Raw genomic sequence first — 26,423 nt, 5'->3', positions numbered from 1 at the left:
ATAATTGTTTGATATCACACGATGCTTTTAAAGGCGATAAAAAGCATCGTTAAGGAGAGTGCATGTATCACATAATCACCATCAAATAATCAAAGCGCTTTATACTTAAAAATTAGAATAACAACAGAGGTCGAATTAAAATGATGAAGCTGTATAACAATGCTCAGTCGCGTGGCATGACCGTGATGCTTTTATTAAAAAGAGCTGGGTATAGAAGACCAGATTGAAGAGATAAACGTGCCCATATGAAAATATGCATCAGGCTGAATATTTAACTATTAATCCCATGGGAAAAGTCCCCTGTCTGGTTGATCAGGGCGTAGTGATTTCTGAAGTTGCGGCCATATTTACTTATCTGGCAGATAAATATATGGAAAAAGGTTTGGCGCCTGCCCTGGATGACCCCAAGCGAGGTGCATATCTGAAATGGATGTTCTTTGCGCATGGTCCTTTGACTGAGTTTATGGATTTAAAAGGTCTAGGCGTATCGGACGAGCAAATTGAGCAAAGAAAACGAAGCCTGACCTTTGGTCATGAAGAGAGTGTATTGGCATTGCTAAAAAAGGGTATGCAAGAAGCAAATCCGTATTTGCTGGGTGATAAAATTTCAGCAGCAGATTTATTTCTGGGTTATTGGGTAATTTTTGCTATCTCTCTCAAAATATTGCCTTATCTGGATGAGTTCAAGCCGTTTATTCAGCTTCTGGCACAGCGTGATTCAATGAAAGGTGTGCCATGGTTGCAGAAGATTAATGCTTAATATTTTTACTGTTAATTTTTAATTGAAATTGCTAAAGATATTAAAGTGATTGAGCTGATTTTGAAGAGTTAAAGGAATAGATTTATTTTGAAGCTCTCTTGAATAGATCTCTTGCATAAATCAAAAAATGTTCAATATTCGATTTTTTTAAATCAGCACTGCCTCATTTGATTGATTTAATTTTTTACCTTCTCGTAGGCAATCTCTCTACTTTTGAAAGGTCAAAATGAGGATCTCAAAATATATTGTGAGTCCGCAGGAAAAACCTTTTATTTCCCATACACGACATCCTGAGCCAGTTTTAAGCACTGCTTTAAAATGTAGCGTAAGGGATGGGAAACGTTGGGCATCCATGCCACACTCATGAATCTGATATTGACTAAAATCTATTTTTTAATTTTGGTTTTACGAACAATTTTTAGTTTCTAAAATGATGTATGGAAGAAGTCTAATAATTGACCTTAAATTTAAAGATTTATATGAGTGAAAAATAAAAAAAGACCACGCTTTCGCGTGGTCAGGCCTCTGAATATGATTCAGTCAATGTGTTTTTATATCTGTATTATTTTACATGCAGCTTTTTAAACAGCTGTTGGCTCACGTGATCCAGAGTTTGTGGAATCGCCAAGGCCGCCACAAAACGGTCAGGACGTAGAATTACCACCGATTCTGAAGTTTTACCAAACCAGCTGCGAATATCGGTTCCGATATCGCCAATGGTAATCACGCCATCAATGTTCTTGCGGTTTTCATTGCCAAACTGAACTTCAGGAATGACCTGAATAAATTTGACGCCTAATTTTTTCCAGACTTGCATGGTGGTATCCGAGATGCCCCATTGAGGATCGACTCCCCAAGCAATGATCGCAAAGTCGTTGCCAATCACTTCATCCAGTAAAACTTGTTCACCCGACTCAAGTTTCACTTGCGGTTGAATAAACATCTTGCCGACCGGAGACTCTTTCTTGCCGTCTGCCAGCAAAGCACCGTCATGATATTTCGGCATCGGTTTAAAACGCATTTCAAGCAAATACTGTTTAATTGGCTTGATGTAATTCAATGCATAGGCAATACCGTCACGCACGAAACCTTGCCATTTTTTCGGTGGCGCAAGTACATGACCGGCCATCACTGAAAGATCGATCATAGCTTTAGCATGGTCTTTACGTTCAATCTGGTAAGAATCCAGCAGGTCTGGAGTCGCCTTGCCCTGAACAACCAATGCCACTTTCCAGGCCAGGTTAAAGGCATCGCGCATACCGCTGTTATAACCCTGACCTTGCCATACTGGCATAATGTGTGCAGCATCACCGGCAAGTAGGATGCGGTCAACACGGAATTTATCGGCAATACGCGCATTATGTGTATAAACACGCTGACGGATTACTTCGATATTTTCAGCATTAGGCAATACTTTAGACAGCAATTTGGCAATATTTTCCGGTTTGCTTAACTCTTCTTGAGTTTCACCTGGCATCACCATGAATTCGAAACGGCGAATACCATGAGGCAGGGCAGCAGATACATACGGACGTACCGGGTCGCAGCATAGATAAATATGCGGTGTTGCCAAAGGATCATTTTCAATGTCAATTACAATCCATTGGTTTGGTGCGGTTTTACCATCAAAACCAATATTTAAAGTACGACGTACAATTGAGTTACCGCCATCACATGCAATTAAATATTTTGCCTGAACAATTTCTTCTTTCTGGTTTTTATCTTGAATTTTAAGCGTTACGCCGTTGGCATCTTGGCTAAATTCGCCCAGTTGACGTGAAAACAGTACTTGAGTGTTTTCATATTGCTTTAAGCCTTGCAGCAAGACATTATCGACCTGAGGCTGAATAAAAGCATTACGGCGTGAGAAACCGAATTCGCGGGTGAGTGGCTGAATGTCAGCAAAACAGCGACCTTTAGGCGTCAAGAAACGCATGGCATGATTTGGTGTGGTATGCGGTAAAACTTGATTCACTAAGCCAAGTGACTGAATAGTACGCAATGCTTCATCATCAATACCAATCGCACGCGGGTAATCAATCAAACTGTCCAGTTGTTCGATTACAGTGACCTGAATGCCTTGTTTACTTAAATAGTTCGCAATAGTCAAACCCACAGGGCCTGCGCCCAAGATTGCCACTTCAGTGGTGTAATTTGTTTTGTTGCTCATAGCGAATGCCCATTCAATCAATTCACATTTAAGCGTATTAACGGTGAATTTGAGGGTCTAAACAAGCTATGCCATAGTAGATATGTTGAATGAAAACAAAACAGCGGAAATATATATTATTATATAAGATATTGAAAATAAATATTTATTTAAATTGTCTACTATATGGTTTTCGGGCTTAATGATCATTTTTTTCTATCATATATAAATATTTGCTAAACATAAAAAGCGCAAGAGTTTACCTCATTCCGCTTTTTGACTTAATCTTGCTTTGCATGCAACAGCATGGAGTGAATGATTTGCAGTGAGATTTTAAAAACGTCAAAAAATAAAAATTGAATGATGACGGATTCAAAATAAATTGGATGCTTTACTATACAGTACGGAAAAAATGAAAGTGAGCATCATCATGATCCGTATGGGTGGGTGAGTTGTGCTCACTGATGAACTGATTATATCTATCTGAAAGCGAGTTGATTTTGAAACTGATTTCTCCTACTCAAGCTGTACCGACTCATATTATTTCTGGTTTTTTAGGGGCTGGAAAAACCACCTTGCTTCAACATTTGCTCAGTCAGAAGCCAGAAAATGAGGTCTGGGCGGTGTTGATGAACGAGTTTGGGCAAATTGGGGTCGATCAGCAGTTGTTACCGCAAACCCAAGGCTATGAAGTGAAAGAGCTATTGGGCGGTTGTCTTTGCTGTAGCAGCCAGTTACCGATGCAGATTGCCTTGTCGCGATTATTGTCAGAAAGCAAACCGGACCGGTTGTTTATCGAACCCACAGGGCTAGGACATCCTGCACAATTGCTGGAACAGCTGACCGAACCGCACTGGCAGCCGAGTATTGCCATGCGTGCCTTGGTGACTGTAGTCGATGGTTCCCGTTTGCATGATAGTGATTGGAGCAAGCAGAATTTATATGCCGATCAGTTAAAAGCAGCACAAATCATTGTGGTGTCCCATGCGGATACTATGAGTTTTGCAGATGATCAGGCTTTGCAGGCATTAAAGCGTGAATATCAGGCTTATCAGCAAACCTGGCTGATGAGTGGGCAAGATAAAATTCCTCTGCAACAAATTGACCTGCCTTATGTGGGAACCAGACGTAAAATTCAGCCTTTATTGAAAATCCAAAAAACATTTTCAGCTGGACAGCCTCTACCAGAAATTAAACAGTTGCCTTATCACTATGTTGAAACTGCACAAGGCTATAGTGTAGCGGGATGGAAATTGCCCAAGCGCTGGCAATTCGACTTTTATGCCTTGCTGGATTTACTGTGTGAACAGCAACAGTGGCTGCGGATTAAAGGGATTTTTAATACCAACCAGGGCTGGAAAACCTTCAATTTTAATCCCGAGCAGTTTAACTATCAGTCTGTAGAAGAAGGCGTGGATAACCGTATTGAAATTATTGTGCAGCATCCGCATGACTGGCAGTTATTTGAACAGCAACTGTTTCAGTGCCAGATTAATCCAGATCAGGATTAAAAAACATTTCAGCAAAATACGCCCAAATCTTATATGCTAGGCGCCAAATTTGAGGACTCTTTTATGGCGCTAAAAGCAACAATTTATAAGGCAGATTTGAATATTGCCAATATGGATGACCATCAATATGGTGATTATCAACTCACTATGGCTTTGCATCCTTCAGAAACCATTGAACGTTTGATGGTGCGTATTTTGGCTTATGCGCGTTTTGCTGATGATGCTCTGGAGTTTACCAAAGATTTGTTTGAAACTAATGAGCCGGCGTTATGGCAAAAAGATCTGACCGGCCAACTGATTAAATGGATTGAAGTGGGCTGTCCGGATGAAGATAAGGTGAAAAAGGCCAGTGCGCGTTGTAAGCAGGTGGCTGTGGTTACTTATGGCTCAGCTGTAGATGAATGGTACAAACGCAACAGCAAATTAAAAACCTTAAGCAATGTCGAAGTGTGGAAACTCTCTACTGCGGCTACTGATGCCTTGCCACAATTATGCGAGCGTACTATGCAGTTACAGCTAAATGTTATGGATGGTGAATGGACCTTGATTGGGGATCACGCTCAAGTCGTGGTGGAGTGGGAACAATTACAATAAATAGATACAGGTTGCAGGCTTAAGCTTGCATCCTGATCACAAAATTGCCTATACCTGAAAACAATAAAAATGAATAAAGGGAAAATATATGTATCCGGATCTCTATTGTTTGCTGATTGCCCTCGGTATTGGGGTAATTATTGGTGCAGAGCGAGAATATCGTAGCAAATCGGCCGGCCTTCGAACCATGATTATGGTCATCTGAGTTCCTGCCAATATTCTGACCGGGCTGGATTTGTCCGGGCAGGGGTGATTTTTAAAGATGAAAATCATAAAAAATTGACGGCTTATTTATTGAATGATTCAAATATCCATGAGCTCAGCTTTTAAATACAGCTAAGAACGGATACCTCTTAAATTCTAAAGCATGCAGCCAAATCCGGTTATACTAGGCATTGAAAAATTGCTGCTCAGTTTAGGTAAATGATCATGATAAATGAATTAGAAATTATCGATTTAAAAGTAGGTGAAGGTAAAGAAGCGGTGAAAGGTGCGCTGATTACGACCCATTACACCGGCTGGCTGGAAGATGGAACCAAATTCGATTCATCCATTGACCGTGGCAACTACTTTGAAACCGTGATTGGTACCGGTCGTGTGATTAAAGGCTGGGATCAGGGCATTATGGGCATGAAAGTCGGTGGTAAACGTAAATTAATGGTGCCGGCACACCTGGCTTATGGTGAACGTAAAATGGGTAAAATTATTCCTGCCAATTCAAACCTTATTTTTGAAATTGAACTATTTGACGTAAAAACACGTGATTAAGTGCGCCTTGATTATCGGTTAAAAAATATTCTGCAAGAGACAAGGATGAATCTTGCAGATAGGTGAAAAATAGTTTGAATTTTATTTTTTTACCACTACATTAAGAAATAGCTAAGCGTATTTAAGGATGATTCGCTTTTTGTATAAAATTCAGAAATTAATTCATTTTTAAAACTTTTTCTAGCAATATGTCTATGCATAGGTCTGGGGCAGAAGCAGGTCTGGGCACTTTATGAAGCCGCACCCGAATCTTATTATTTACATCAAAAATTCTTGAATGATGTTCAGTTTACTGAAGATAGCTCTACGCCTCTTAAGGGGACATGGCAGTATTATCCTGAGCAATTCATCACCCAACCCAGTTCAGTTTTAAAATCGACTAGCGTAACTTTGCCAGTCTCTTTTAAAGAAATCACTGGAACTAACCAGACTTATGGCACATTTATTGGCCATTTTAAAATACCTAAGCAATTTGTAGGGCGCCGTATAGCCATTTTTATTCCCAATCAATATGGGGCTTATAAAATGTTCTTGAATGGTGATTTTATACTGCGTTTAGGAGAAGTTGGAAAAGACCCAAGCCATCATCAAACGGAAAATGCACCTAAAATTGCCTTTTTTGTGGTGGAAAAAGAGTATTTCACCATCACCATTCAGGCATCCAATTTTGATCCTCAGCATGGTGGTCTTGAAAATCCGATGCGGATAGGCATAGGTACAACCATTGGTCGCCAGTTCCAGCAGATGATGATGAGTATTGGCCTGGTGTGTGGAGCAGTCTTGGGTATTGGAATGTTTACCTTAATGTTTTCAGTATTCCAAGGAGTGATTAATCGCAGCAGTATCCGGGTTTTTGTGTTTGGTGTTTTTATTCTGTTTCTGGCCTTGCATAATTTATTTTCAGCCCCTTATGCCTATACCACCTTTACCAATATCAGCTGGTTATGGGGAGAGCGTTTAGAATATCTGTTTACTTATCTGGCAGTCACTTTTTTTATCAGTTATATGTTTTTACTCAGTCGGCGTTATCTGCATCCGATTGTTTACAGTGTGGCGATGTGCATACTGATCATGGGTATGATGGTGACCTTGTTTACTGTGCCTGAAATCTTTCAGCGGTTTGCCTTTTATAGTTCAGTCATTAGCCCGATTGTCATTGTAAATTTTGGCTATGGTTTTTATCTGACCCTGAAATCAAAAGAGCAATATTCTAGCGTCAATGTATGGGCGATAATTTTATTATGTGTGACCTTTTTTCATGATTTCTTGTTGACCTTAAATTTACTCGATTCATTTAATCTTTCATTTATTTCAACCAGTTTCTATGCCTTGCTGATTATGTTTCAGCAGTCAAAAAACTATGCACAGCATACCTCGCATATTGAGCAATTGAATAATAGCTTACTTGAGCTGAATAGTTCTCTGGATCATAAAGTACAGGAGCGCACTTCACAGTTACATCAACTGAACCAGAAGCTAGAGCGACAAATTCAAATAGATGCATTAACCGGGGCTTTTAACCGGCGGGCTTTAAATGCTGAAATTCAGCGATTATTTACCCTGACACAAAATCATACCCATTATAGTCTGGCATTTGCCATGTTAGATGTAGATTATTTTAAAAACTATAATGATTACTATGGGCATTTGAAGGGGGATGTAATTTTGCAAGATTTGGTCAAGCTGATCCAGCAGGCCTTGCCTGAATCTGCTTATGTTGCCCGCTACGGTGGGGAAGAGTTTGCCATTATTTTGCATAATATTCCGAGTCAAGTGGTCTTGAATGTGTTGCAGCAGGTTTTAAATGCAGTCAGAGATGCTCAATTTGAACATTTAAACCGGCCTGATCAAAAACAGTATGTGACTTTAAGTATGGGTGTGGCATGGATGGATCGAAATCATCCCTATAGCGATATTCATGAACTGATGAAAGCTGCCGATATCCAGCTTTATGCAGCCAAGGATGCCGGACGGGATCAATATCAGCCCTCTGGAACTTAGTTTAAATTTTGTGGATATTTAAGCTTTTTTTTTAGCTCTTTTGACTAAAATAAAAAGCAGGCATGCCAGTTAAAGTATGATGATCTTAATCACAGTTCCTCTATTTTTAAACGTTTAATTTTCAAAAAATTATTATTTTTTAAGCTTCATTTCAGCTTGATTGGATAAAAAGACAGATTCAGAGTTCTGAACGTCGTAAATCGTGAAAAGGGTAGTTTTCTATTGATCAATGATGCTACGTGTTCAGAGCATAAAATGTTTTTTGAGCACCATTCAATGAAGACTCGCTTGCTGTCCACCTTGCTTTCTGCTTCTCTTTCCGCCGTTTTATGTCAGATGCCTCATTTAGCCTGGAGTAAAACACTACCATCCAGCAATCCCACCCTTACGGTGATTGGCTACCATGAAATTACCGATAGACAATCGGCCCTGATTCCTGACTATTCGGTAACGACCCGGCAGTTTCAGCAACATATCAGCTGGCTTAAAAATAACGGTTTTCATTTTATTAATGTCGATCAGCTGATTAAAGCGCACGAAGGGAAATATCGCTTGCCGAGCAAACCGGTTTTATTAACGGTGGATGATGGCTATGCATCATTTTATAAAAGTGCCTATCCGGTGACCAAAGCCAATAAAATTCCCGTGGTGCTGGCGGTCGTGGGTTCATGGCTAGAGCCTAAAGCAGGTCAAAGCGTTGACTTTTCAGGTGAGAAAATTCAGCGTAGTCAAATGTTATCCTGGGCTGAATTGAAAGAGATGCAGGACAGTGGTCTGGTCGAAATTGCCAGTCATAGCTATAACCTGCATCGCGGCATCTTGGGCAATCCGCAGGGCAATATGGAACCGGCGGCAGTGACACGGTTATACGATCCTAAATCTGCCAGTTATGAAACCGAACGTCATTATCAGCAACGGATTACAGGTGACTTAAAGCAGAATAACCAGTTATTGACTGCACATGGTTTGAAATCACCTCGTGTGATGGTTTGGCCCTATGGTCACTATAATATGCAAACCGTAAAAATTGCCAAACAGTTAGGTATGCCTGTAGCCATTAGTCTGGACGATGGTGCAGATTCGGCTAAAGATTCATTAGGGCAGCTCAACCGTATTCTGATTGAAGGCAATATGACCACGGCAGATTTGGCTCAGGAAATTCAAAATCGCCAGCAACATTTAGGCGACAATAACCGTCCGCAAAAAATCATGCATATCGATCTGGATTACATTTACGACAAAGATCCTATTCAGCAGGAACGTAATCTGGATCACTTGCTTGACCGGATTGTGGCGATGAAAGTCAATACCGTGTATTTACAAGCCTTTTCTGATCCGGATGCCAATGGTTCTGCGGATATGGTGTATTTCCCGAACCATTATTTGCCCATGCGTGCCGACCTGTTTAACCGTGCTGCCTGGCAAATTCAAACCCGTACCCAAGTCAGCCGGGTCTATGCCTGGATGCCATTACTGGCCTGGGAATTACCAAAAGATAACCCGGTGTCCAAAGATGTGGTAGTGACCCAGCAAGCTGATGATTCCAACCATCTGAATATGGGCTATCATCGTTTAAGTCCTTTTTCTGCCGATGCGCGTAAAACCATTGCCGGTATTTATCAGGATCTGGCCAAATCAGTGCCATTTAACGGCATTTTATTCCACGATGACACCACTTTATCGGACTATGAAGATGCCAGCCCTGATGCTTTAAAAGCCTATGCTGCGATAGGCTTACCGACCGATCTGGCCAAAATCCGTAATAACGATGCCGAGCTGGAAAAATGGACCGGCTTTAAAACCAGATACATTGATGACTTTGCCATGCAACTGGCGCAAGAAGTCCGTCAGTATCATCCATTCTTGCTGACTGCACGCAATTTATATGCTCAGGTTGCCCTGCGGCCTTATGCTGAAAACTGGTATTCACAGTCTCTGGAACAGTCGATCAACCGTTATGACTTCACTGCAATCATGGCAATGCCCTATATGGAGCAGGCCGCAGATAGCGATGCTTTTTATCGGGACATTGTTAATCGCGTGAAGCAATATCCCAATGGCATAAAGAAAACGGTGTTTGAATTGCAGTCAGTGAACTGGCGAACCAATCAACGTGTTCCTTCCGATGAAATAGCCAGAACCATTGAGTCTTTATATACCCAAGGGGTGATGCATGAAGCGTATTATCCGGATGATCCGATTCAGGACTATCCTGATACAGGCGTGTTACGCAAAGCCTTTGATATGAAATCCAGCAAACTTATTCCTTAAAGGAATTCCATATGTCAACGCTGCAGCATTTTTGGCATTCTGCATTGCACTTTGTTTTTTATTATCCATTATTTATGTCGTATTTATGGATGATCGGTGCACTGATTTTCTACTGGAAAGAACGACAGGATCCGCCGTATCAGCAGCCTGAGGCATTACCTGATTATCCTAAGGTGGCTGTACTGGTACCTTGTTTTAACGAAGGTGATAATGCCGAAGAAACATTGGGTCATGCACTTGCGCTGGATTATCCAAATTTTGAGGTCATTGCGATCAATGATGGCAGTTCCGATAACACCGCAGCCGTGTTAAACCGTCTGGCAGACCGGTATGAAAAATTGCGTGTAGTGCATTTGGCACAGAATCAGGGCAAAGCCATGGCACTGCAGGCGGGAAGCTTGCTCACCGATGCTGAATATCTTCTGGGCATTGATGGTGATGCCTTGCTTGATCCGCATGCAGCGACCTGGATGTTACGGCATTTTCTGCAGGATGAAACCGTGGCTGCGGTCACCGGTAATCCGCGAATTCGTACCCGTTCGACTTTGATTGGACGTATTCAGGTGGGAGAATTTTCCTCCATTGTTGGCATGATTAAACGGGCACAACGCAGCTTTGGTCGGCTGTTTACCGTTTCTGGTGTGATTACTGCCTTTCGTAAAAGTGCGGTACATGAGGTCGGCTACTGGTCACCTGACATGCTGACCGAAGATATCGACATTACCTGGAAGCTGCAACGGGCAGGCTGGAATATTCACTTCGAACCGAATGCCCTGGTCTGGATTTTAATGCCGGAAACATTCAAGGGTTTGTGGAAACAGCGGCTACGCTGGGCCATGGGCGGGGCACAGGTGCTGATTAAAAATATAGATGTGCTGTTTCAACCGAAACTGAATTTTTTATGGCCGCTGCTGTGTGAGCTGGTGCTGACTTTGGTATGGTCTTATTTGATGCTGTTTATGGCCGTCCTCTGGTTAATCCATTTTGTGGTTCCATTGGGTATATCGGGCATTAGTTCACCATTTTTACCCTATGGCACCGGCATGCTCTTGGGCGTGACCTGCCTGCTGCAGTTTGCGATCAGCAAATGGATGGACAGCCGTTATGAACCTTCGCTAGGCAAAAATTACTTCTGGATGATCTGGTATCCCTTTGTATTCTGGCTGATCACTCTGACGGCCAGTATCGTGGCATTTCCTAAAGTATTGTTACGCGGCAATGGCCAGCGCGCACGCTGGGTCAGTCCAGACCGCGGGATGCGTAATTCCAAACTCAATAATGAAGAAGTCATCCATGAAAAATAATCCTTTAATTATTGATTTACGTCATTGCTTGCCATGGCATAAACGTTATGCATCACATACCTCTACCGCCATGATGTGGGCGGTATGGCTGTTGTTATGGCGACCGTTGTTGATTGTGCTGGGGATTGTGAGCCTGCAAAAACAGCATGTGTTGCATCAGCTTTTTTCTGCCTTTGGTTTGGGCATTGAACATGGCGTGAGTGCATTATTGGCCTGTGCTGTGGGCTTGCTGCTATGGGCAAATTTTGTTCCTGCAAAAACAGTAAAGACAAGCTCTGCCAAAAATATTGCCGATTATGGACAGCATTTTGGTTTGGCTGTGGAAGAAATCGAACAGGGACGCCAGCAAAAGGTCAGCGTGGTTCATCATGATGAACACGGCAAAATCATTCATATTGAATAACAGATTTTTATCTGTATCCAGAACCAAGAAAATCCCGGGTTGGCATCCAGCCCGGGATTTTTCTATTTTATTTTATCTGCTATTTGCCCGGTACGCGCAACGCATAGCAGGCTAAACCCATACACAGTAACAGCAGCCCCAGGATGAAATGTGAGCTGAGCAGTTCATGATTAAGCCATGTGCTCCACAGCGTGGCCAGTACGGGGCAAATGATGTTCATCAGCATCAGTGTAGTGGGCTTGACTTTGTTCAGCAGCTGATAATAAAAAATCATTGCCAGTACAGATGAAAATACTGCGCTATAGACAATTGCGATAGCGGTATCTAACGACGGCAGCTCATCTGGCATGTCGGAGGAGAAAAAGGGCAGCAAGCTACAATAACCCAGCCATGACACAATCGTAGCACCGGTCATCTGACTGATCGGATGGATATTTGCAGCAACCGCATGCACAGCAAATGCAGAAAATACATACAAAAGCATGGCCACGATTTCCAAACCAATGCCAAATCTATCCAATAACAGGTTTTGCTCGTTTAAGCCCAGTGCAAAATATAAGCCCAACATACCCAATAGCAAGCCCAACCATTGATAGGCACTAAACTTTTCACTGCGAAAAATATAAATGGCCACTAAACCCGAGACAAAGGGAGCACTACCATAAATGATTGAAATCACCGTGGAAGGTACCCTGGAGGCGCCCATATAGCAGAAGGCCATGGAGGCAAACAGGCCGAGAGCACCCGCGGCATAGCTGAGCAAAGCTTGCGGGTGCACCGGTACTTTGACCTTGAAGTAGGCCTGACAGGCTAGTGCAATCGGTATGGCCAAGCTAAACCGGATAAATAAACCCCACGCCCAATGAATTTCATGCACTGTCCAGACTGCTGAAAGCGGAGTGAGTGACCAAATCAGCACAACAGTAATAAATTGACCGGCTGTAGCAAAGCGTGAGTTTTGGCTAAAAGGGGCTACAACCGGTTTGGACAGTGGTGTGGGGAATCCATTTTTATTAATTGGATGATTCATCAGCTTTTTCCTTGTTTTTAGGCAATAAAAAAGGCCGCTATTGAGGCGACCTTGGGGTATTTTTTACTTAGTGATTTATTCTAAATCATCATCAGGGTACAGTTTCCAAGGCACCTCATGTAAAAACTCCACACGTCGTGAACCGGCCTGGTTGACCTGAAGATCCCAAGTGAGACAAGTGACAAGCGTATATTGAGCAGATGAAGAAATAGGGAACATGAGTAAAATTCCTTGGCATTCTTTTTTATAACATAAAATTTTAAAAATCGTATAATTTTTATTCAAATTGTTTATATGATATAAAAATAATAATTATTTATTCATGAGAGTGACGCTATGGTGAAAATACTCTTGGGGCTATGTGTTTGCATTGGGCTGATTGTCCTTTGGAAAATATTTTTAAAAATTCAGATCAATCAACATTTACAGCAATTTAGAATTAAGCAGCTCGCCGATTTAATCAAACCCGATGCGACCTCGGCACAGCCCTTATCCACAGCACAAGCGCGGGTAGATGAGGTGGAAGAATATGAACAACAGCTGTTTGATGATGTCTGCCAGATATTTTTTGAACGCCATCTGACCGAACGCAACTTAAGTCAGGCCATCGGGGTTCAAGAAGGTGTGTTAAGAAAATTGCCTGCCAAAGCCCAAACCCGGATTCGTCAGCTGGACTTGGGCGAATGGTCGGTTTACTGGACTTTCTATGACCAGTCTTTAGAATATTATGTCGGACGTTATGGGGTATTTTATACTCATATTGACCGTTTCGGTTGTGAGCATAAATGTGAATTCAAGGAACAGCATAGCCATGCCTGACTGAAACTATTCCTCTTGACTTGAATACACAAAAATAAAAATCCCCAAAATTATATGCTTTTTATACTGCTGTTGATATCGCTGAACAGGCAGCTGGACTGTGAGATTAAAAGGACTGCTTTATCACTGCTGCTTGTGATTTGGCATGGCAAACTCGTGTTATGACTGGAGTCAGACGACACTTGGCTATTTAATTATCGGCCTTTAAATTCAGGGGCGCGGCGTTGCAGCATGGCCATGACACCTTCTTGTACATCCTGAGTTTTAAGCAATGGAGCCAGATGTTGCTGTAAATGGGCAAATGCAGTTGCAGCACCCTGTTCAGCTGCTTCTTTGGCAGAAGCTAAGGTTGCCTGAACGGCCAGTGGAGCAGCCTGGGCAATATGTTCCGCCAGTTCAATGGCACGTTGTAATGGCGGTTCAGGGATAATTTCACTAATCAGGTTTAAATCCAGTGCTGTTGCTGCATCAAAGTGATCGCCAGTCAGTAAATAGCGCATGGCTTTGGACCAGCCCGCAGCCTGTACAAAACGCACGGTTGCACCGCCAAAGGGTAAAATGCCACGCTGTACTTCCATTTGTGCGAACTGGCAATTGTCCTGTGCAATGACGATATCGGCATTCAGCATCAACTCGATACCTGCGGTATAACAAATCCCTTGTACGGCAACAACCACCGGTTTCTTGCGTATTCTTGAGCTGGTACCCCAAGGGTTAATTTGCGCATGATCAAAATCAAATACGCCTGTTTCCAGTTTAGGTTGTAATTCAACCAAATCCAGTCCGGCAGTGAAATGATCACCATGGGCAAAAATAACTGCACAACGTAATTCCGTGTCATCTTCATATTCAGTTAAGGCCAGTGACAGATCATGAATCATATGGCTATCAAAGGCATTTCTTTTGGCAGTACGGTCGAGGCCAATCAGGAACAGAGACCCGCGAATTTCCCGACTGACTTTTCCTTGTTGTGGTGACATGGTTATTTTTCCAGATGAACTGTTTTTTTAGGTTTTAAACGCTTGTTAGAAAACTGTCAAATGAGTGCAGGCAAATTTTTCAATACTTTTGAAATGACACAATGTGCAGGTGAAAGCACAGTATTGATAGGCGAGGGATGGGACAAAATAGACATAATTTATCTTGCGTTCAGGGCTTTTTTTTTCATAATAGCAACACCTATTCGCTGTTTGATTATTGTCATGTCACCTCTAGAAATTGTTGCGGTTATTATTAGTCTGATTGGGGTGACACTCACCATTAAACGCAATATGTGGTGCTGGTGGTTTAACTTTGCAGCTTTTGTACTATATGCCTATCTCTTTTATCAATTCAAGCTCTATGGCGAAGCCATCTTGCAGCTCTTTTTCATCGTGGTGAACTTTTATGGATTCTATCACTGGCTGAAAGGCAAGCAGCAAGATCATGAAATTCGGATTGAGCCGATCGCCACAAAAACAGTGATTTTCCAAATGTTGCTGGCCGCGATTGGCGGTTTAATTTTCGGTTTAACGCTAAAGTATTTTACCGATGCCGCTGTGCCTATGCTGGATTCACAACTGGCTGCATTTAGCCTGCTGGCCACCTATTGGACCAGCCGTAAACATATTGCCACCTGGGTGTTGTGGGTTTTTGTCGATATTGTTTATGTCGGCATGTTTATTTATAAAGACTTATTCTTAACTGCTGCTTTGTATGCGGCTTTTGTTGGTCTGGCAGCTTTTGGCTGGTGGCAGTGGGAGCAGGTGAAAAAGAAACAGGCTTTGACTCAGTTCAAAGGTGTTTAAACCCTGAGGAGTAATGCATGCTGATCGACTTTACTCAATATCAGTTGCGCAGGTTTGACGAACTGGCAGCCCGAATTCAAGCCGAGCCGGAAAAATATCTCAACTTTGATTCTGTTTCTGACTTTTATAAAGCGGCCTGGTTGCAGGATTTTCCTCAAGGCACAACCTGGACTGCCACAGGTCTGGATGATGGTGCTGAACAGTTTGATGCGATCATTGAATATCGTGGGCATTTTCTCAGTATTTGCTGTGCCGAGAAAATAGTCATTCATTGTGGCATACGTGCTGAATAGTTTGGTATAGAGGGTCAATGACAACAGCTTTAAGATTTAATTAAATAAAGAGCTATAAAAATAGGCTAGATCAGTGATGATCGAATGGTTTAGAAAAATTTAAAACAACCACTAGAAAAACAAAGGATTAGAAAATATGGCACATCGTTTTACTGTGAATTCTACAATTCAGGGTGTTTCAATTGATCAGTTCAAGCGACTTGTAGCAAATACAGCCTTACACGAGGCAGTATGCCGACGTATTCCCGGGGAAAAACTGGAAATTATTGAATCGAAAACAAGCGGTGATATTTACACTTTACGCCGTGCCTATAACTTGGATGTCAACATTCCAGACATAGCGAAAAAATTCCTTAAAGATGCATTTCGAGTCAAACGTACCGATGTTACCGATTTAGCTGCATTAACTTCAAATATTACCTTGGGTGCAAATATGCCTTTAGAAGCGAATTGCGAACGTCTGGTGACAGGAGATGAGCAGAAAATTCACATTAGTCTGAATTGGCATGTCAAAGTAAAAGTCCCTTTGATTTCAGCTATGCTGGAAAAACATGCCGAAACAGAAATTCGCAAATTTAGCCAGCTGGAAATCCAGATTGTGGAAGATGAGTTAAAGAAAAGTTTAGTCGCTTAATCCATAAAAAGCTCTTCAACTGAAGTAATGCCAGTCAGTTAAGAAATTGATTGGCATTTTCTTTTTTAAATTCATGACTGTATTTGATATGTGGGAAAGTCATCCGCAACTGTTTGAGGCAGGACTACATAAAAAAATGATTGTTTCTGCGACGAATTTTCTGGTTGATGGTGGTTGACGAGTTTTGCGGATGACAAATGCCTTTGGTCTTACGAAGCAGTGCTTCTCAGGGCGAAACCAAAGTAACAAATGAGCTGCAAGAGTTTGATTTAAAACGGTAAGACTCCGCCATGAATTACGAAAAAATTAAAGAGTTTATTTCTAAACTCCTTAACTGATCAGCATTATTTCAACTGAAGGTTTTTTTTATAGTTAATCTTTAGCTAAATAACGCTATAACCTCACTTTTTTCCGTTCTCATGTAGTCTGCCAATCAACTTGTAATAATATGAATCAAACTTTTGCATGATGATAGCTGTCTTTATATATTAAACGCATCGGAACGCTCAAAACTCACGGCATTTTCATTTTATCAATAAAATCACTCTGATCTGTCACTCAATTAAAGCCGGATAAAATAGGGGGCAATAGATAGAACAACACCGATTGTGGTCAATAGACCAGTACTTTCTATAAAATAAGGGAAAATCATCAGAACCAAGCCACAGATCCAGGGCATGACCGCTTTTTGCTTTTTCCCATACAAAAAATAGCCTAAGCCTATAGAACTAAAAAGCACACCGAGCAGGAGTTGGGCAGTTGTCATATTTTTTATTGATAAAGAAATTTGGCAAATAATAATCAGGAAAAATTAAAAGGGGCTTAAAAGTTTGAGCATTTCGAACAGCATAAATCATTCATAAATATGCAATAGAAAGTTTAAAACTGAATATCACCCAGCACATTTTGAGGTTAATATTTCTATAGAATTTTGAATTGAAAAAGATAGTGATTCTGGCGTTATCGCTGGGTAAGGAAAAAATAGATGAGCACCATTTTAGCTGTTGCACAACGTGGTGAAAGCATTTTGACGTTAACAGCGGCAGAAGTGGCAAAGACTGAGTTGAATAGTCCTTGGCTAAAAGAACTTGCGGAAGCCATGCATGCCACCATGTTGGCGCGCAACGGCGTAGGGATCGCAGCCCCTCAGGTCTATGTGTCAAAACGGGTCATTATTGTGGCCTCACGTCCGAACCCGCGTTATCCCGATGCACCTGAAATGGATGCGCTGGTGATGGTAAATCCTGAAATTCTAGAAAAATCTGAGTTGACGGTTTTGGGTGAAGAGGGCTGTTTAAGTGTACCGGATGAGCGTGGGCAAGTCGCTCGTGCTGAAAGCATTAAGCTGCGTTATTGCACTTTAGAGGGTACAGTGGTAGAAACGACCTTGAGTGGTTTTCCTGCCCGAATTGTGCAACATGAAGTGGACCATTTGGATGGAGTGCTGTTTATCGACAGGATATAAGTATATATTGTTTGTTTTTTGTACTTTTGGTATAATTTTGAGCTAATAAAAAATCTATAAATTATAAAGATACAATAACGAACATGAAATTTTTTAGAAAAATATTCAGGCTGACTTTTCATTCCTGGGGCAGAGTCAAGTTTCATCTATTTGAATCCGATAATTTAATTATTAACTGGTCCAATTTTGACAAGGGCATATTGCTCTGCTTTTTTGGAGCATTTTGCCAAGTCAGCGCGATTAAATGGTATCTGTTTAGTTGCTATTCAGAAGAAAATCGGGTCTGGATTAATCATGACTTTTTTTTCGTCCGTATTAGTACGGTAGTTGCCACCTTAATTGTTTTTATCGGCATGATTGTGCTTAGCTACAGATATAAACACAATGCAAAATTCCGTCAATTTATTGCCTATTTTTCACCGGTGTTTTTTGGTGCAGTGATGATTTATGCAGGCTATACCGTGGGTATGTTTAGTCCTGCAACCATTGCCGGTTTTGTCAATATTGTGCTGATTGGCCTGGTCTATTATTCACGTAAAATGATCTATGGCATCGCCCTTTTTGCTTCTATTTTTACTATTGTTATCAGCTATTTAACTTTTAATGGGGTCATTCGCTATGCACCTGTGTTCAGTGATACCCTGACACATAGCGAGTTTTATCATAATCCGTTCTGGATCAAAAGTATGGCTGAGGTCTATCTGCCTATCTTGCTCACTTCAATTTTATTTTTTGAAATTTTGCTCTCGCAGTGGCGCCGTCGTGAAATGAAGATTAAAAAAATGAGTCAGACCGATGCGCTGACCAATGTCTTTAATCGTCGTTATATTGGGGAACAGCTCAGCACGTTGGAAAGCAGGAAAAAAGCGACCTATGCCGTGGTGTTGCTGGATTTGGACTATTTTAAAAAAATTAATGATGATTATGGTCATGAAACCGGAGATGCTGTTTTGCAGCGTGTAGCCACCATTTTATCTACCACAACGCGAATACAGGATGTGGTGGGGCGTTTTGGTGGTGAAGAGTTTATCCTGATTTTAAAAGATCAAAATTTGCAGCAGGCAATCGAGATTGCAGAACGCTGCCGAAAAATTATTGAACAGGAAGAATTTGAGCTGGAAACAGGGAAAATTTTAAAAACCAGTGCCAGTTTTGGGGTAGCTCTTTCTCAGGAAAATGCCAAAAAAGAACACATCATTCGTATGGCAGACCGGGCTTTATATTTAACCTGAGTTCGACTTAATTTGATTGATAATTAAGCATGTTTTTAAATGTTGGTTTATTTGGTGATAAACAATAAGCGATGATTGCTGCCATTAGATTGACCATAAAATTGTTAACCGAGCGATGTCGGGTATGGTCAATCTGATGCAAGTTTTTTAGCTGATCATTCACGGTTTCAATCAATCCCCGTTTTGAAAGAAGCTGCTTCTCCATCTCATTATATTGAGGCAGGTTCTTCATATTCTTACGTCCAGTCGTTAAAATCTTAAGCCCTCGCTGTGATAAAACTTCGGCTTTAGCTTTACTGATATATCCCTTATCTGCGAGTAAAACTCCACTTAAGCCTTGACCTAACACATCCAGCATTTTGACATCGTGAACATTTCCTGATGTAAATGCAATATTAATAATTTCACCTAATTGATTGATAACCATGTGTAATTTAAAACCATAAAACCAACCCGTACTGCTTTTTCCTCGTCCTGCCAGGCCCTTAAAAACCTTATTCCTTGCAATACGACGATTATGGCAAACGATCAGTTTAGTTGAATCAATTAAGCTAATTCCTGTACATTGACCTTTAATTTGATGAAAGAAACACGTTAATGCTGTCAGACATTGAGGTAATAATTCAATCATTCTGTTATAGCTGGGCAGTGTAGGAAATGCTTCTTTCCAGAAGGGTCGAATCATATGGTTGTAATAATATTTGAAGAATCTAAAACCTGATTGATGGAACAGTACCGTGATGGTCATGATTTCAGATAAACACAGGGCTTTAGCTCTCTGTCGTCTTGGTTGTTGGTCGGAAATGAGAGCCGTTTTTAATGTTGATTCAAAATCTTTGCAAAAGTCATCTATTAAACAGAATATTTCAGTAATATAATCCACGGGAAAGCCTTTGTTGTTGCAGTTTTTTGTCTTTAGAACCAAAATCTTACAACTTCAAAGGCTTTTTCTTTGTTTCTTTTTTATGTCGAACTCAGGTTATTTAGCTAAACAAAAGGGACGTAATCAGGTGCGGAATTATTTAGAGTTAAACTTAAAGCCTGCTGTTTAAGCTTGTATTGCTAGGGGTTCATGATCATAAATTGTAAAAATTTCCGACATATACTTTTAGCAGTTTTTCTCTTGATTCTATTGATACTTGAAAGTCCCCCTTTTTCAAAGGGGGATTTAGGGGGATTAAAAGATTCAAATAAAAAAATCCCCTCGAATGAGGGGATTTTTATTCATCTAATAATTACTGAACCGAATCATCCAAATTAGGCGCTAACCAACGCTTCGCCTCATCTAAAGTCCAGCCTTTACGTTTCGCATAATCCTCAAGCTGATCACCTGCAATCTTACCCACATTAAAGTATTGTGACTCAGGGTTCGCATAGTAGAAACCGCTCACTGATGAAGGTGGCCACATTGCAAAGCTTGAAGTTAATTGCGTACCAATCTTGTCAGTAGAACCTAACCAGTCAAACAACGGCGCTTTTTCAGAATGCTCAGGACAAGCCGGATAGCCCGGTGCAGGACGAATACCGACATACTTCTCTTTAATCAACTCTTCATTCGACAACTGTTCAGATGCCTGGTTGCCCCAGAACTCTTTACGAATACGTTCATGCAAGTGCTCTGCAAAAGCTTCGGCAAAACGGTCACCCAAAGATTGCACCAGAATGGCAGAGTAGTCATCGCCTTTGGCTTTGTATTCATTTGCTAATTCTTCTGCACCGAAAATCGAAACGGTGAAACCACCCAGGTAGTCATCCGCCACACCTTTAGGCGCAACAAAGTCCGCCAATGACAAGTTTGGTTTACCGGTGACTTTGTCAGACTGCTGACGGATATGCTGGAAAGTATGCGTAATAGTTGCGCCAGTTTCATCATAGACTTCAACACTGTCTGCACCTGAACGGTTGGCAGGATAGATGCCAAATACCGCACGTGCATCAAAGCGTTTGTTGTCGATGATGTCTTTCAGCATTTTCTGCGCTTGTTCATACAAATCAGTTGCTGCTTCACCCACAACTTCATCTTTCAGAATTGCAGGGAATTTACCTGCCAAGCTCCAGGAAATGAAGAACGGTGTCCAGTCAAAGTATTTAACCAAAGTTTCCAGAGGATAATTGGTCAGTGTTTGCGTACCAATGAAGTTTGGCTTCATAGGTGCGTTGGCTGCAAAGTCAATTTTCAAGCCATTTTCTACCGATTCTGCATAAGACAGTTTGGCTGCTTTCGGCTGTTTGTTGGCAATACGCTCACGCACTTTTTCATATTCAGCGCGAGTTTCTGCCACAAAGGCAGGTTTCATCTCTTTAGACAGCAGGGTAGTTGCTACACCCACCGCACGTGAAGCATCAGCTACGTAAATGACGGCATCATTTGAATATTGCGGATCAATTTTCACCGCAGTATGCGCTTTCGATGTAGTTGCACCGCCAATCATTAACGGTACATTGAAACCTTTACGCTGCATTTCTTTGGCAACGAAGACCATTTCATCCAAAGATGGGGTAATCAAGCCAGAAAGACCGATGATATCAACCTTCTCGTCAATTGCCGTTTGCAGAATCTTCTCGCACGGTACCATCACCCCAAGGTCGATGATGTCATAACCGTTACAGCCCAATACCACGCCAACAATATTCTTGCCGATATCGTGAACATCGCCTTTTACGGTCGCCATCAACACTTTACCTTTAGATTCACCGCCAGATTTTTCTGCTTCGATGTACGGGTTCAACCAAGCTACGGCTTGTTTCATCACGCGGGCAGATTTCACCACTTGCGGCAGGAACATTTTCCCTGAACCGAACAGGTCACCGACCACGTTCATGCCGTCCATCAGTGGACCTTCAATCACATCCAGCGGACGTTTTGATTTTAAACGCGCTTCTTCGGTGTCTTCATCAATAAAGGTGGTAATACCTTTGACCAGTGCATATTCAAGGCGTTTTTCAACTGACTCATTGCGCCATTCAAGATTTTCAACAGCTTTTTGTGCGCCAGCCTGACCGCGATATTGCTCAGCCACTTCAAGCAGCTTTTCAGTCGCTTCTTGGCCGCTTTCACCCTGGTTTTGGTTCAGGATGACATCTTCAACTGCAGCTTTCAATTCGGCAGGGATGTCATCGTAAATTGCCATTTGACCAGCGTTTACGATCCCCATGGTCATGCCTTGCTTGATGGCATGGTAAAGGAATACCGAGTGAATCGCTTCACGTACCGGCTCGTTACCACGGAATGAGAACGATACGTTGGACACGCCACCGGAAATCATGGCATGCGGAAGGTTCTGTTTAATCCAGCCGGTCGCTTCAATGAAGTCCACGGCATAGTTATTGTGTTCTTCAATACCAGTTGCCACAGCAAACACGTTCGGGTCAAAGATGATGTCTTCAGCCGGGAAGCCGACTTCATTCACTAAAACATCGTATGAACGCTTACAGATTTCACGTTTACGTGCGGCAGTATCGGCCTGACCATCTTCGTCAAATGCCATCACGATCACGGCTGCACCGTACTGACGGCAAAGGCGTGCTTTATGGACAAACTCGTCATAACCTTCTTTTAAGGAAATCGAGTTGACGACCGGTTTGCCTTGTACGCATTTCAAGCCCGCTTCAATGATTTCCCATTTAGATGAGTCAATCATGATGGGTACACGTGAAATTTCCGGTTCAGAGGCGACCAGATTCAGGAAGTGCACCATTGCACCTTGTGAATCGAGCATGCCTTCATCCATGTTGATGTCGATAATTTGCGCACCGGCTTCAACCTGCTGCTGTGCGACTTCTAATGCTTCAGCAAATTTTTCTTCACGAATCAAACGCAGGAATTTTTTCGAACCGGTGACGTTGGTACGTTCACCGACGTTGACGAATAAAGATTCTTCTGTGATGTTAAATGGTTCTAAACCGCTTAAACGGCAAGCTGGTTTGGTTTCAGGAACCTGACGTGGCTTGATGTCTTTTACTGCGTTGGCAATGGCGCGGATATGATCCGGTGTGGTACCGCAGCAGCCGCCAGTAATGTTGATTAAACCGCTCTCGGCAAATTCTTTCAGGAAGGCAGCAGTTTGTTCCGGAGTCTCATCATAACCACCGAAGGCATTTGGCAAGCCTGCGTTTGGATGGGCAGATACGAATACATCGGCAACGTCAGACACCGTTTTTACGTGTGGACGCATGGCATCTGCACCCAGAGCACAGTTAAAGCCAATTGATAACAAATCACCGTGACGAACCGAGTTCCAGAATGCTTCTGCGGTTTGGCCTGTTAATGTACGGCCTGAAGCATCGGTAATCGTCCCTGAAATCATCAATGGCAATTCATAGCCAATCTGGTTAAAGACTTCTTTTACTGCAAAGATCGCCGCTTTACAGTTCAAGGTATCGAATACGGTTTCAATCAGCAGAATATCTGCACCGCCTTCAATCAGCGCATGCGCCGCTTCGATATAGTTTTCTTTTAATTCATCAAAGGTGATGTTACGGAAAGCAGGGTCGTTTACATTCGGTGAAATCGAACAGGTACGCGATGTCGGCCCAAGTACACCGGCAACAAAACGCGGTTTGTCTGGGGTTGAATACTTTTGGCAGGCTTCTTTGGCAATACGTGCCGCTTCACGGTTAATTTCCGGAACCAGATCTTCCATGTGGTAATCCGACATAGAAACACGTGTACCGTTGAAACTGTTGGTTTCAATGATGTCGGCACCCGCTTCCAGATAAGCTTCGTGAATACCCTGGATAATGTGTGGCTGGGTCAACACCAAAAGGTCATTGTTGCCTTTCAGGTCAGATGCCCAGTCAGCAAAACGCTCACCACGGTAGTCAGCTTCTTCGAGTTTGTGACGCTGAATCATGGTGCCCATCGCACCGTCGATAATCAGAATCCGTTGAGCGAGCAGCTCTTTTAGGGTGGCAAGCGTGGACATAAATAACCCCAATCCGGTGGAATATAAAATCGGCAAATATATTAACAGAATTCAATCCAGTTTTATTGATATTCGCAGGCCAGGGGCACGCACTATATATTAGGTTGTTGAATAATTAGACATATTTATTGCCAAGTATAATGAGGGTCTGTTGACATTTCATAAATGGCTTGCGTTGTAGGCTAAAATTGAGCAGACAAGGAATGAAATGCAAAGAATGGTGGTTCCATTTTTAAATTTCATGACGAAGTCTGAGATAATTTTAGCCACAACCTGAGCCAGAACAAAGCACTGCTTTGTTTGCAGCGCAAGGCGCAGCTAGGAACTAGAGTATTTTTGATGCTACGTCGTTGTGAACTACGCATTTAGAATGACTAAATTTCGTATTTCACGCCTCGTATCCTCTAAAAAATACTCGTAGTCGCAAACATAGACGAATTGTCAACAGACCCTAATATAAATGCTTGGAATGCTTCACGAATTTGTCATATTAATCAGGCATGATGGAAAATGGGCAATAGGCAGGAGCAAATATGACAATAAATATGAATTTATATCAGATAAGCTGAAACATTGATTTTCAAAATAAATAACAGTGAATTATGTGCTCTAACCAATTGATTTATTTTATTAAAGTGAAATAATTTGATGGGTTTTGGTGAGTGCATAACAGTAAATAAAGTATGAAAAACTGCTTTATATGACAGCTCTTTGTCATATAATTGTCACAATTAAATTGAACAATAAGGGGATTTTATTATCCCTTTGAACCGTCTGCATGAATTCTAATATTCCTCCCGTCCAAAATCAGGTGCCATCAGCACCAGCGAAATCGACGAATGTGCATGTTGCTACACCGAAATTTTTTATGCCGGTGTTTCTCACGGTTATTATTTCAACTTTAGTGTATATCGGTTTTCAGCTTTCGACCGATTTGGCGCATGTGCCAGCATTAAGTTCATATTCCGTTATTCTTTTGGCGACTGCTTTATTAATTGCTTTAGGCTTTGAATTTGTTAATGGTTTTCATGACACGGCCAACGCAGTCGCAACTGTTATTTATACCAATGCCTTATCTGCACCTGTTGCCGTAATGTGGGCAGGCTTCTGTAACCTCCTAGGGGTAATGGTGGCAAGTGGTGCTGTCGCTTACGGCATTATTGCTTTATTACCTGTAGAACTGATTATGAATGTCGGTTCTGGCGCAGGCTTTGCCATGGTTTTTGCCATGCTGATTGCTGCGATTCTCTGGAATTTGGGTACCTGGTTCATGGGTATTCCGGCATCAAGCTCACATACTCTAATCGGTTCGATTTTAGGTGTGGGTATTATGAACTACCTGCTTCATTCAGGCGCTGGCGCAAGCGGTATAGATATGGAACAGGTGATGAAAGTAGGCAAAGCACTGCTATTTTCTCCGCTGATCGGTTTTGCTTTTGCTGCTGTCCTGTTTTTACTGGTGAAAAAAATCTTCCGTAAACAGTTAGAGCTCTTTCATCCGCCTGAAGGTAACAAGCCGCCACCCCCTTTAATTCGTGCGATTTTGATTTTCACCTGTACTGGTGTGAGTTTCGCGCATGGTTCAAATGACGGTCAAAAAGGCATGGGCTTGATTATGCTGATTTTGATTGGTTGTGTACCATTGGCTTATTCTTTAAATAAGAATTTAGACAGTGCACATATTCAGTCTTTTGAGCAATTGTCTCAGCAAACGGCTGCTGCTATTTATCCTCAGCATGAAAATATTACGGATGATCAAGCTCGTGCTGTGATTACCAAATATATTCAAACCAAAGAAGTGAACCCTGAAGTGGTTCCTGCTTTAGCGAGCTTGACAGATCATTTGGGCGAACGTGTTGCCAAATATGGTGATATTCACACTATTCCAGAGGCTGAAGTTTCTGCGATCCGCAATGATATGTATCTCAGCACGACTGCATTTAAGCGTTTAGATAAAGCTGAGCAGCTTCCTGAAATGTCAAAAGATCAAAGCAAGCTAGTTAAAGAATATCGTAAAAACCTGGATTCATTCCTGCAGTACATTCCAACCTGGGTGAAAGTGGCTGTTGCCCTGGCATTAGGTCTGGGTACGATGGTGGGCTGGAAACGTATTGTGGTCACTGTAGGTGAACGTATTGGTAAAAACCATATGACTTATGGTCAAGGCATGTCAGCCGAACTTGTTGCGATGACTACTATTGCTGCAGCAGATGGTTTTGGTATGCCGGTATCAACCACACACGTTTTGAACAGTGCAGTTGCAGGTACCATGGTAGCCAATAAATCAGGTTTGAATTTGCAAATGGTACGTACGATTTTATCGGCATGGGTCTTCACTTTACCAGCGACCATCTGTTTATCTGGTGGTTTGTACTGGCTATTCTTACAGTTCGTTTAAGACTTCTGTTAGAAACAAAAAACGCTGCAATTACAGCGTTTTTTTATGTCTTTCAGTGTTTTATTATCAAAAGAAAATC

General features: G+C 41.8%; 21 protein-coding genes and 2 pseudogenes. 16 read left to right on the top strand and 7 right to left on the bottom strand.

The features are described from left to right. Nucleotides 1-143: 143 nt before the first annotated feature. A pseudogene (locus tag JFY49_RS11505) lies at nt 144-760 on the top strand (glutathione S-transferase family protein). A gap of 562 nt (nt 761-1,322) precedes the next feature. Here JFY49_RS11505 and JFY49_RS11500 read toward each other — a convergent pair. Then, the gene (locus JFY49_RS11500; protein WP_180174817.1) at nt 1,323-2,930 is read right to left on the bottom strand and encodes a bifunctional 3-(3-hydroxy-phenyl)propionate/3-hydroxycinnamic acid hydroxylase; all 1,608 of its coding nucleotides are present in this window, start codon (nt 2,928-2,930) and stop codon (nt 1,323-1,325) included. 479 nt (nt 2,931-3,409) lie between these two features. Between JFY49_RS11500 and JFY49_RS11495 the strand changes: the two genes are divergently transcribed. The 8 genes and pseudogenes from JFY49_RS11495 (at nt 3,410) to pgaD (ending at nt 11,761) form a co-directional block, all read left to right on the top strand. Next, on the top strand, nt 3,410-4,420 hold the full coding sequence (locus JFY49_RS11495; RefSeq protein WP_180082367.1) for a CobW family GTP-binding protein: 1,011 nt from the start codon (nt 3,410-3,412) through the stop codon (nt 4,418-4,420). A 63-nt stretch (nt 4,421-4,483) separates the two neighbouring features. After that, the gene (locus tag JFY49_RS11490) at nt 4,484-5,014 is read left to right on the top strand and encodes a YaeQ family protein (protein ID WP_200223022.1); all 531 of its coding nucleotides are present in this window, start codon (nt 4,484-4,486) and stop codon (nt 5,012-5,014) included. An 88-nt stretch (nt 5,015-5,102) separates the two neighbouring features. After that, a pseudogene (locus tag JFY49_RS17760) lies at nt 5,103-5,284 on the top strand (MgtC/SapB family protein); the annotation flags it as partial. 159 nt (nt 5,285-5,443) lie between these two features. Further along, on the top strand, nt 5,444-5,782 hold the full coding sequence (locus JFY49_RS11480; protein ID WP_086176864.1) for an FKBP-type peptidyl-prolyl cis-trans isomerase: 339 nt from the start codon (nt 5,444-5,446) through the stop codon (nt 5,780-5,782). 273 nt (nt 5,783-6,055) lie between these two features. Continuing rightward, entirely contained in the window at nt 6,056-7,783 is a 1,728-nt protein-coding gene (locus tag JFY49_RS11475) for a diguanylate cyclase domain-containing protein (protein ID WP_413784583.1), read from the top strand. 336 nt (nt 7,784-8,119) lie between these two features. Continuing rightward, nucleotides 8,120-10,054, top strand: a complete 1,935-nt coding sequence (gene pgaB, locus JFY49_RS11470; protein WP_413784604.1) for a poly-beta-1,6-N-acetyl-D-glucosamine N-deacetylase PgaB — start codon at nt 8,120-8,122, stop codon at nt 10,052-10,054. 11 nt (nt 10,055-10,065) lie between these two features. After that, nucleotides 10,066-11,358, top strand: coding sequence for a poly-beta-1,6-N-acetyl-D-glucosamine synthase (pgaC, locus tag JFY49_RS11465; RefSeq protein ID WP_180082361.1), 1,293 nt, complete (start codon nt 10,066-10,068; stop codon nt 11,356-11,358). Continuing rightward, nucleotides 11,348-11,761 carry a poly-beta-1,6-N-acetyl-D-glucosamine biosynthesis protein PgaD gene (pgaD, locus tag JFY49_RS11460; protein ID WP_200223020.1) on the top strand — a complete coding sequence of 138 codons (414 nt, stop codon included), beginning with the start codon at nt 11,348-11,350 and terminating at the stop codon, nt 11,759-11,761. The genes pgaC and pgaD overlap by 11 nt, the downstream gene beginning before the upstream one ends. Nucleotides 11,762-11,840: 79 nt before the next feature. On the opposite strand, the gene JFY49_RS11455 is transcribed toward pgaD, so the two are convergent. Both JFY49_RS11455 and JFY49_RS11450 read right to left on the bottom strand, forming a co-directional pair. Next, on the bottom strand, nt 11,841-12,791 hold the full coding sequence (locus tag JFY49_RS11455; protein WP_200223019.1) for a DMT family transporter: 951 nt from the start codon (nt 12,789-12,791) through the stop codon (nt 11,841-11,843). Nucleotides 12,792-12,866: 75 nt separating this feature from the next. Further along, nucleotides 12,867-13,010 carry a hypothetical protein gene (locus JFY49_RS11450; RefSeq protein WP_200223018.1) on the bottom strand — a complete coding sequence of 48 codons (144 nt, stop codon included), beginning with the start codon at nt 13,008-13,010 and terminating at the stop codon, nt 12,867-12,869. 117 nt (nt 13,011-13,127) lie between these two features. Between JFY49_RS11450 and JFY49_RS11445 the strand changes: the two genes are divergently transcribed. Beyond that, complete coding sequence (locus JFY49_RS11445) at nt 13,128-13,610, top strand: hypothetical protein (protein WP_166167579.1); 483 nt, start codon at nt 13,128-13,130, stop codon at nt 13,608-13,610. 194 nt (nt 13,611-13,804) lie between these two features. Here JFY49_RS11445 and JFY49_RS11440 read toward each other — a convergent pair whose 3' ends face one another. Continuing rightward, complete coding sequence (locus tag JFY49_RS11440; protein ID WP_180176531.1) at nt 13,805-14,590, bottom strand: crotonase/enoyl-CoA hydratase family protein; 786 nt, start codon at nt 14,588-14,590, stop codon at nt 13,805-13,807. A gap of 222 nt (nt 14,591-14,812) precedes the next feature. On the opposite strand from JFY49_RS11440, the gene pnuC reads away from it, so the two are divergent. The 3 genes from pnuC (at nt 14,813) to JFY49_RS11425 (ending at nt 16,324) form a co-directional block, all read left to right on the top strand. Next, nucleotides 14,813-15,397, top strand: coding sequence for a nicotinamide riboside transporter PnuC (gene pnuC, locus JFY49_RS11435; protein WP_200223016.1), 585 nt, complete (start codon nt 14,813-14,815; stop codon nt 15,395-15,397). A 17-nt stretch (nt 15,398-15,414) separates the two neighbouring features. After that, complete coding sequence (locus tag JFY49_RS11430; RefSeq protein ID WP_180082115.1) at nt 15,415-15,690, top strand: hypothetical protein; 276 nt, start codon at nt 15,415-15,417, stop codon at nt 15,688-15,690. Nucleotides 15,691-15,826: 136 nt separating this feature from the next. Next, a complete protein-coding gene (locus tag JFY49_RS11425) occupies nt 15,827-16,324 on the top strand; it encodes a DUF2505 family protein (protein ID WP_180082114.1) in 498 nt (165 codons plus the stop codon). Between the two features lie 562 nt (nt 16,325-16,886). Here JFY49_RS11425 and JFY49_RS11420 read toward each other — a convergent pair. Beyond that, entirely contained in the window at nt 16,887-17,090 is a 204-nt protein-coding gene (locus JFY49_RS11420; RefSeq protein ID WP_166167563.1) for an amino acid transport protein, read from the bottom strand. Between the two features lie 219 nt (nt 17,091-17,309). Here JFY49_RS11420 and def point away from each other — a divergent pair, with 219 nt between their 5' ends. Both def and JFY49_RS11410 read left to right on the top strand, forming a co-directional pair. After that, nucleotides 17,310-17,789, top strand: coding sequence for a peptide deformylase (gene def / locus JFY49_RS11415; protein WP_180082113.1), 480 nt, complete (start codon nt 17,310-17,312; stop codon nt 17,787-17,789). Nucleotides 17,790-18,148: 359 nt separating this feature from the next. Then, a complete protein-coding gene (locus tag JFY49_RS11410; protein WP_227609448.1) occupies nt 18,149-19,021 on the top strand; it encodes a GGDEF domain-containing protein in 873 nt (290 codons plus the stop codon). Between the two features lie 7 nt (nt 19,022-19,028). On the opposite strand, the gene JFY49_RS11405 is transcribed toward JFY49_RS11410, so the two are convergent. Beyond that, the gene (locus JFY49_RS11405; RefSeq protein WP_200222939.1) at nt 19,029-19,904 is read right to left on the bottom strand and encodes an IS982 family transposase; all 876 of its coding nucleotides are present in this window, start codon (nt 19,902-19,904) and stop codon (nt 19,029-19,031) included. A gap of 352 nt (nt 19,905-20,256) precedes the next feature. Next, the gene (gene metH / locus JFY49_RS11400) at nt 20,257-23,946 is read right to left on the bottom strand and encodes a methionine synthase (RefSeq protein WP_180176533.1); all 3,690 of its coding nucleotides are present in this window, start codon (nt 23,944-23,946) and stop codon (nt 20,257-20,259) included. Nucleotides 23,947-24,724: 778 nt separating this feature from the next. Here metH and JFY49_RS11395 point away from each other — a divergent pair. Continuing rightward, entirely contained in the window at nt 24,725-26,344 is a 1,620-nt protein-coding gene (locus tag JFY49_RS11395; protein ID WP_200223013.1) for an inorganic phosphate transporter, read from the top strand. Nucleotides 26,345-26,423 lie beyond the last annotated feature (79 nt).

Origin of the sequence: Acinetobacter sp. CS-2 (assembly GCF_016599715.1) — a bacterium.
GTDB lineage: Bacteria > Pseudomonadota > Gammaproteobacteria > Pseudomonadales > Moraxellaceae > Acinetobacter.
This window is presented reverse-complemented; position numbering and strand designations above follow the sequence as displayed.